Source organism: Phreatobacter oligotrophus (genome assembly GCF_003046185.1).
GTDB classification, from domain to species: Bacteria; Pseudomonadota; Alphaproteobacteria; order Rhizobiales; family Phreatobacteraceae; genus Phreatobacter; species Phreatobacter oligotrophus.
Map to the genome: position 1 here is coordinate 21,932 of NZ_PZZL01000019.1, position 8,011 is coordinate 29,942.

8 protein-coding genes are annotated in these 8,011 nt (G+C 61.3%); 1 reads left to right on the forward strand and 7 read right to left on the reverse strand.

The window, feature by feature from the left end; genetic code table 11:
- Positions 1 to 7 precede the first annotated feature (7 nt).
- Genes mnhG through mbhE form a run of 7 tightly spaced genes read right to left on the reverse strand, consistent with a single transcriptional unit; the run spans position 8 to position 6,441 of the window.
- Positions 8 to 1,186, reverse strand: coding sequence for a monovalent cation/H(+) antiporter subunit G (gene mnhG / locus C8P69_RS21570; RefSeq protein ID WP_170118348.1), 1,179 nt, complete (start codon positions 1,184 to 1,186; stop codon positions 8 to 10).
- Positions 1,183 to 1,479, reverse strand: a complete 297-nt coding sequence (locus C8P69_RS21575; RefSeq protein ID WP_108179527.1) for an MrpF/PhaF family protein — start codon at positions 1,477 to 1,479, stop codon at positions 1,183 to 1,185. The genes mnhG and C8P69_RS21575 overlap by 4 nt, the downstream gene beginning before the upstream one ends.
- Positions 1,476 to 1,796: a Na+/H+ antiporter subunit E gene (locus C8P69_RS21580; protein WP_108179528.1), complete on the reverse strand. Its 321-nt coding sequence runs from the start codon at positions 1,794 to 1,796 to the stop codon at positions 1,476 to 1,478. Before C8P69_RS21580 ends, C8P69_RS21575 begins: the two co-directional genes overlap by 4 nt.
- Positions 1,796 to 3,328 carry a Na+/H+ antiporter subunit D gene (locus C8P69_RS21585; protein ID WP_108179529.1) on the reverse strand — a complete coding sequence of 511 codons (1,533 nt, stop codon included), beginning with the start codon at positions 3,326 to 3,328 and terminating at the stop codon, positions 1,796 to 1,798. The genes C8P69_RS21580 and C8P69_RS21585 overlap by 1 nt, the downstream gene beginning before the upstream one ends.
- On the reverse strand, positions 3,325 to 3,747 hold the full coding sequence (locus C8P69_RS21590; RefSeq protein WP_108179530.1) for an NADH-quinone oxidoreductase subunit K: 423 nt from the start codon (positions 3,745 to 3,747) through the stop codon (positions 3,325 to 3,327). Before C8P69_RS21590 ends, C8P69_RS21585 begins: the two co-directional genes overlap by 4 nt.
- A 1-nt stretch (position 3,748) precedes the next feature.
- The gene (locus tag C8P69_RS21595; protein ID WP_108179531.1) at positions 3,749 to 4,144 is read right to left on the reverse strand and encodes an MnhB domain-containing protein; all 396 of its coding nucleotides are present in this window, start codon (positions 4,142 to 4,144) and stop codon (positions 3,749 to 3,751) included.
- On the reverse strand, positions 4,141 to 6,441 hold the full coding sequence (mbhE, locus tag C8P69_RS21600; protein WP_108179532.1) for a hydrogen gas-evolving membrane-bound hydrogenase subunit E: 2,301 nt from the start codon (positions 6,439 to 6,441) through the stop codon (positions 4,141 to 4,143). The genes C8P69_RS21595 and mbhE overlap by 4 nt, the downstream gene beginning before the upstream one ends.
- 425 nt (positions 6,442 to 6,866) lie before the next feature.
- On the opposite strand from mbhE, the gene C8P69_RS21605 reads away from it, so the two are divergent.
- Positions 6,867 to 8,011: IS1182 family transposase (locus C8P69_RS21605; protein ID WP_170118349.1), on the forward strand; the 1,145-nt coding region annotated here is incomplete at its 3' end.

Here is an 8,011-nt window from a genome sequence, read left to right on the forward strand (position 1 = left end):
TGCCCGACTAACCAAAGATCACGACAGGAGTACCCTCGAGAGATGGGCGACTGCCCGATCTGAGCCGGTTGATCCAGCCTTCATGCCCTTCGTTGCCGAAAACCAGAACATCAGGCTCGGGCCTTGCCAGAACACCTTCGGCCGGGATCCGGAAACGCTTGCCGGCGTCGATCTTCTGTCTGACGCTTTCCAGGTCCCGCAAGCTGGTTCCCTCGTCAGGAACGACGTCGATGCCTGCATCCGGCCAAGGATCGACCTCAAGGAGCCAATCAAGAGTTCGATCGCTGTGCGGTGAGCCATCGTGTACGAACACGATCTTGCGGACATCTGCACAACAGCGCTCGACACCGATGAGAGGGTGGATGCCGTTTCTGACCAGACGGCGCATCGGATCGTACACACCTTCAGCAACGCCATGATCAAACCAGCTTGATCGCGAGACCATCAGCAGCGCGTCCGGCCTGCGTGTATCGCGGAGGATCTCGACGGCATCGCCCTCCTCCACGCGGACCGAGTAGGAACAGCCCGATGTCTTGGCGATGCTCTCGAACATCTGGACGGACATGCCCAGCCGGCGACGCGCCTTCTCGAACTGGCTGTTGCGGAGGTTTGCCGCGTAATGAGCTCCTCCAAGCGGCACCGGCCCCACATGTCCGACTGTGGTTGCGTCGATGATGGCCAAGCCCACCAGAGGAACGCCATGCGCTTGTGCGATCGCCACGGCCTGCCGGATAACCTCTTCGATATCGTCCCCACTCGTAATCGCGACATGGACTGCGGTCAGTCCACGCCCATGATCCCGAAGCGATCGCTGATCGGTCGCCTTCGCCGGATGACGGGTGGTACGGTCAAAGTCTCCACGCGGCAGGGTATCGCTCAATTGGTCGATCGATGTCCCGGACCACAGCGGTACGCCGGCCACATATCCTGCGCGCGCCAGCAGGTGTCCCGCTATTGGCGTCGTCAGAAGGAGGAATGTCACAGCCAGGGCGATCTTCACCCAAAGCCCCAGCGATGGGTCGCTGAAGCCCACACCGATGAGGATCAGCCCGGTCCCGGCGACGCCCGCCTTGGTTGATGCGTGCATGCGCATGAAGAAGTCAGGCAGACGCAGCACGCCTATGGCCGCCAACAGGCATAGTCCGGACCCGGCCACCAGAAAAAGTGAGGAAAGGACAGCATTCACCGCTCTTCCTCCTCGTTGATGGATCCCCGCTCGATGAATGCCGCAAAGGCCACGGTCGTGAGGAAGCCGACGAGGGCAACGCCCAGCGCTATGTCCATGAATGCTGTCGAACCCGAGATCACAACAGCCATCGCTGCCGCCGCGACACCAAGAAGGCTCAGAAGGTCCAAAGCCACGACCCTGTCCGGCCCACCTGGCCCTCTGACGATCCTCATTGCTGCGGCTAGGACTGCCACCAAGAGCAGGCTTGCCGAAACATAAATTCCGATCGCCTGGATAGTTGCTGCTGTCATGTCAGCACTCTCCTCACCTGTGTTTCGAACCCCGACTTGATCTGATGAGCCGTCTCGTCGGTGGCGTTCATCACGTGCGCGAACAGCGTCTTGCCATCGTCGCTGACGTGAAGGCTCGTTGTTCCCGGCGTCAGCGTGATCATGTTCGCGAGCAGGGTAATCCCGGGGTCGCTTTCGACCTCGAGGGGTATGGCGATGATTGCTGACCTGATGGGTCGATTAGGGTTCAAGACGGTCACGACGACGTCCTTCACAGAAAGAACGAGGTCGCGGAAAAAGTAGAAGGCGAGAACGAGCCAGGCGCGGATCACCGTCACTACGGCCTCCTCTCAAAGGGACGAGATGCGGCAGTCACAGCATCGATGTAGACGGACTTATCCAGCAGCTGTCCGGCAGCACGCATGGAGAAATCCACGAAAGGCTCGGCCGCCAGTCCGATGGTCAGTGTAATGGCTGCCAATGCGACTGCTGGCGCCACCATGATCAGTCGGGTGGTTCGATCAGCCGAAAAGCGCCTCATCGCATCAACCGAGGCATCGGGCGCAGCCTTCCAGAACGCCTCGTTCCAGATCTTCAGCATCGAATAGAGCGTCAGCGCACCAACAACGAGACCAGTTGCGGCGAGCGCCAGATGGCCGGCGTCGAAGCTGGCCTTGATCACCGTGAATTTCGACCAGAACCCGGAAAGAGGCGGGAGCCCGGCCAGAGACAGCGCCGGAATGAGAAAGAGGATCCCAAGCCAAGGCAGGGTCCGGTAAAGTCCCCCGACCTCCTTTAGATGGAAAGAGCCGCCCGCCCGGTCCACGATCCCCGCGATCAGGAAGAGGTTTGCCTTCACGACGATGTGGTGGATGACGTAAAGAACAGAACCCGCAATGGCCAACGGTGTCGCGACCGCTATTCCAATCAGCATGTATCCGATCTGGCTGATGATGTGGAAAGACAGTATTCGCCGCGTGTCGAAGTGCGCGGCCGCTCCGAGCACTCCCGTCACCATTGTGAGACCCGCAAGAACCGCGATCACCGGACCGGTAAAGCCAGCATCGGTGTCGAACATCAGTGTGAAGCTACGGATGATCGCGTACACGCCCACCTTCGTCAGAAGGGCGGCAAAGATGGCGACAACCGGGGCCGAGGCGGTGTGATAGGCAGCCGGCAGCCAGAAGAAGAGCGGAAAGACCGCAGCCTTAGCGCCAAATGCCAACAGAAAGAGAATTCCGAGCGTGGTAACAAGCCCCTGGTTCTCGATCGTTGGCAGGGTCCGCGCAAGGTCTGCCATGTTCAGGGTGCCCGTTGCGCCATACAGGAATGCAACGGAGATCAGGAAAAAGATGGTGGCGATAAGGTTCAGCGCGACGTATTTGACGCCAGCGTCAAGTTGTTCTTTCCCGCCGCCTGCTGCCAGCAGACCGAATGACGAGATCAGCATGATCTCGAACCACACATACAGATTGAAGATATCGCCCGTCAGGAATGCGCCGGTCACACCGAGCAGGAGCCCCTGGTAGAGCGGGTGGAAAAAAGCTCTTTCGCGTTCCTCTGCATCGAGAGCCAGTCCGTAGACCCCCACGGCGACCGCCATGATCCCGGTGATCAGCACCATCGCCGCCGCAAACATGTCGGCCACAAAACTGATACCGAACGGCGCAGCCCAACTCCCGAACTGGGTTGCGATCACCGTGCCATCATGGGTGGCGAAGAGAAGCGCCACTGATGACGAGAGGAGGCCGACGCTGGCCAGCAGACTGACCGCTCGCTGAAGCTTGTGATTCCGCCAAAACAGGGCGCAGAGGGCGAGACCAATAAGCGGAAAGGCGACGGGTAGAGTCAGCAGCAGGTGGGGGGTCATCGGGCCGCCTCCACCTGAGGCTGTCGGCGAGGGTCGGTGATGTCGCCTTTCGGCGCGATCATCGATCCGCCGACGATGGGCTCAGCCTCGCGCATGCGTTCCGTGTCGAGGGTGTTCAGACGCCGATGGGCACTTTCGAACAGCACCATCGTGAATGCAGCGAGGGCAAAGGAGATGACGATCGCTGTCAGGACCAAGGCCTGGGGCAACGGGTTTGCGCTGGATTCAATCGAGCTCTGGCCTGACGCGATCAGGGGCGGAACCGTCGTCCCCATCCGTCCCGCGATAAAGATCGCGAGGTTCGCGGCATTGCTCATCACAAGGAAGCCAAGCGCCACGCGCAACACATTGCGCGACATGACCATGTAGGCGGCAGCGGCAATCATTACGCCGAAAGCGATGGCGAATATCGGCTCCACGTCAGGACTCCAGGTAGAAGGAGAGGAACGTCAGGACCGAGCCGATCACGGTGAGATAGACGCCGACATCGAAGATCAAGGCGGTCCCAAGTCCGGCCGCCGGAAACGGCCAGAGATGGGTCAGATAGGGCTCGCCTCCCATCAGGGCCGGAATGCCTGCGGCCAAGGCCAACAGCAGGCCCACGCCGATCATGGCCTTCGGTGTGAGGCGCAGGGTCTTCATCATGGCATCGCGCCCCCGCGGGAGTGCATGAACGGTGATGCCGGCCGCAGCGATCAGCCCGCCGATGAAACCGCCACCCGGCTCGTTGTGTCCTCGCAGCAGAACGTAAATCGAAAACACAAGGGCCACGGGAAGAACGAGCTTGCTGGATGTGCGCAGAATAAGGGAGTTCATGGCGACTTCTCCTCAACCGGCTTCCGTAGACCTGCCAGCACAGCAGCAGCAGCGAGTGCTGCAAGACCAAGCACTGCAATCTCCCCAAGGGTGTCGAGAGCACGAAAGTCGACAATGATGACGTTCACGATGTTGCGGCCATGCGCATGCGGAACGCTGGCATCGCGGAAGAACGCGGACAGGCGATCGTTGAAGGGTTGGGAGATGACCGCCAGCATGACGAGGGTTGCGGTCAGTCCGAGTGCTAAGGCGATTGCGCCATCGCGGAGACGTTCCGGCCTCGTCCGATAGTCTCGCTCTCGGAACGGCATCCGACCGATAATTCCGAGGAAGATGACGATGGCCAGAGCTTCGACCGAGAACTGCGTGAAGGCGAGGTCGGGCGCGCCCTGGAACAGGAACACCAGCGCAACGGCAAACCCGACGATGCCGGCCGACACAATGCCTGAGAAGATGTTGCGGGCAGCTGTGACGGCAATGGCCGAGATGCACAGGAGTGCGGCGAGAATGATCTCTGCCCCTAGAACCCCTTGAAAGGACGGGATTTGGAGGCCCTGCCGCAGCAGCAATGTGGCGGAAGCGCCGGCGGCGATCACCAGGAAAACCCGTCCGGCGTATGAGCGAAGGCTGCCGTTCTGGATCAAACCGGTCTGCCAGACGGCAAGGCTCTGCAGCCCAGCCATCAGGTGGTCATAGGCGCGGTCGGGTCCTTTGTCCTCGAAGAAGGAAGTGCCTGCGAGACGCGCCCTGATCTGGTCCCAGGACCTGTAGATGATGGCACCTGCGGCTAGTGTCACCAAGCTGGCGACGAGCATGGGCGTGAACCCGTGCCAGAGCGCGAGTTTGTACGTAACGGGTAAACCCGAGACTGCGGCTGCGGCCGGCAGGATCAGTGAGCTTCCGACCAAGGACGGCAGAAGCCCAAAAGTCGCCCCCAGGAGCGCCAGGAGGGCTGGCCCAGCCAACATCGCGGGCCCAGGGTCGTGCGCAGTGCTGGCGGCGGCGACCGGTTCGCCAGCAAAGGCTCGCCAACCGGCAAGGCCCGCGACCACCACCATGACGGCGTTGGTAGGGACCAACAAAGCAACAGTCAACCAGGCGAGGGGGTCAGCGAAGGCGGCCTCATAGACCAGCTCCTTGCCGATGAAGCCGAACAAGGGCGGCAAGCCCGCCATCGACAGGGCACCCACGAGACCGACGGCCGACGTCAGCGGCATGGTCCGCCGAAGTCCACGAAGGAAGGACGCGTCCCGTGTGCCCGCTTCATGGTCGATGATGCCCGCGACCATGAACAGGCAGGCCTTATACAGCGCGTGGACGATCAGAAAGGTCATCGCCGCGACTGCTGCCAACTGGCCCGGCGTTCCGATCAGCAGGACCAAAGTCCCGAGCGAGGCAATCGTGGAATATGCGAGTATCTTTTTGAGGTCGGTTTCCCGGAGTGCGAGCGCCGCACCCGTGACCATGGTGATGGCGCCGAATGTCATCAGCAGTCCGACCCACACGGCGTGCTCACCGAACGTCGGATTGAGCCGCGCAAGCAGATACACGCCCAGCTTCACCATCGTGGCGGAGTGCAGATAGGCGGAGACGGGGGTGGGAGCCACCATCGCATTTGCCAGCCACGAGTGCAGGGGAGCCTGCGCGGATTTGGCGAAGGCGCCGCAGGCGATGAGAATGATGATGGCCGGCGCGGACGGGTGGTTGGCGATCGCGCCACCTTGGGAAGCGATCCCGGAAATAGACGTCGTCCCAGCCGCCGTTCCCAGTACGATAACACCGGCAAGCATCGCGAGCCCACCGGTGACGGTGATCAGGAACCCTTGCTGCGCCGACCGCCTCGTGGCGGGATTTTCCGGGCGATAGCCGATCAGGAGGAATGACGTGAGGCTGGTCAGCTCCCAGAAGACGACCAGAAGCACCAGATCATCGGCAAGCACCGCTCCGATCATGGAAGCCATGAACAAGGCGAGCGTTGCATAGAACCTTGGGAGCCGCTCCGCCCCTGAAAGATACGCCGACGCATAAAGAAAGATGCACGCGCCGATCCCGGTGATCAGCAAAGCGAAGGTGAGCGATAGGCCGTCAACCCTGAAGGCAGCCGTCACCCCCAGACTGGGTATCCAGTTCCACGTTTCGAGGATGTGACCGCCGTCGGCAACAACCGGCACGAAGGTCAGGAACGCGCCGAACAGCACAAGCGGGCCAACAGCCACGACCGCAGAAGAGCGCCCGCCGAGCCAGGCTGCGAGTGGAGCATATGCCAGGGCACCAAATACCAGGAACAGAAGTGACATTTACAGGCCTCGCGTTCGAGGGAACTGTTGAAACTTCCGTGCCAGTCAGCGGCCGCTAGGTCTTGATCAGCCTAAGGTGCTGACATCACGATGCGATTTGGAAATCTTGGTTGCATCTGGCCAGATCGGCGATGTTCAATAACTTGAACGCGGCCCTTGGGTCGTTCGCCGGATTGAACACCTCTGACCTGCAACATCAGGCTGACGCCCGGCTCTCGCGCGGGTAGTTGTGGTCCTTACCGGACCCGGTGTTTCGATGAGCCCTAGCTACCATTTCCCAGCCAAGTTCAATTGCCCAACACCGGACGTTTATGATGTCGGCTTTGGGCCCAGGATCGGCCTCCAAAGCGCGTCCGCTTCGCGCCTCGAGGCTGTGTGGAAACCTGCACTGTGATATCCTTCGACAGCTGGTTCGGAGGTGCCGGATGGGACGTTTTGTCGAGGCGTCTGATAGCCACCAGCCTTCGCTTCTACCTCCATGCCTCGAAGATTATGTCGGCCCGGACAATCCAGTTCGGGTGATCGACGCCTTCGTGGATGAGCTTGATCTGGGAGCGCTCGGCTTCACGCGCGTCCATCCTGCGGCGACGGGACGGCCGGGTTACGCGCCCGGCATGATGCTGAAGCTCTACATCTATGGCTACGTGCACCAACTGACGTCGAGCCGGAAACTGGAGCGGGAAGCGGGCCGCAATGTCGAGCTGATGTGGCTGACGGGGAAGCTGGCTCCCGACTTCAAAACGATCGCGGACTTCCGGCACGACAACGCGCTCGCGATCAAGCAGGCGTGCCAGAGGTTCATCGCGGTCTGTCGAGCGCTTGGCCTTGTCGGCGGCAGTGTCGTTGCAATCGATGGGTCCAAGTTCCGGGCTGTGAACACCCATGAGAGGAACTTCACAAAGGCCAAGCTCGCCCGCCGCAAGGCGCATGTGGAAGAGACCATCGAGCAATACATGGCGGACCTCGATGCTGCGGATCGGGCAGATGCGGCTCCGCCTGCTGCCACGATGGAGCGCCTGAAGGAGCGGCTCGCCCTGCTGCGCGGTCGCCTCGTTGAACTGGAGGAGATCGGCCGGCAGCTTGAGACCGCTCCTGACGGCCAGCTCTCACTCACCGACGCGGACGCCCGTGCCATGGCGACCGCCAACGATCGCCACGGTGTGGTGGGATACAACATGCAAACGGCCGTGGACGCCCGGCATCATCTGGTGGTCGCACATGAACTGACCAACAAGGGGAGTGACCGCTCGCAGTTGCTGCCGATGGCCACTGCGGCCAAGATCGAGACACAGGCTGAAAGCCTAACGGTGCTCGCCGACCGCGGTTACTACGAGGGCTGGCAACTACGCGCCTGCGACGAGGCAGGCATCACGGCACTGGTGCCAAAACCTGACACCTCGCCAGCTCGCGCCCGCGGGCTGTGGGCGAAGGACGACTTCACCTACCGGCCCGATACCGACACGTATCGTTGCCCCATGGGCGAGGAGTTGCCGAACCGCTTCTCCCGGGAAGAGGACGGGAAGATCTTGCACTTCTACTTCAACCAAAAAGCCTGCCAAGGCTGCTCATC

Coding starts and splice junctions, on each gene's coding strand:
- C8P69_RS21575 (WP_108179527.1), bottom strand. CDS start 1,479: ATGACAGCAGCAACTATCCAGGCGATCGGAATTTATGTTTCGGCAAGC.
- mbhE (WP_108179532.1), bottom strand. CDS start 6,441: ATGTCACTTCTGTTCCTGGTATTTGGTGCCCTGGCATATGCTCCACTC.
- C8P69_RS21585 (WP_108179529.1), bottom strand. CDS start 3,328: ATGACCCCCCACCTGCTGCTGACTCTACCCGTCGCCTTTCCGCTTATT.
- C8P69_RS21595 (WP_108179531.1), bottom strand. CDS start 4,144: ATGAACTCCCTTATTCTGCGCACATCCAGCAAGCTCGTTCTTCCCGTG.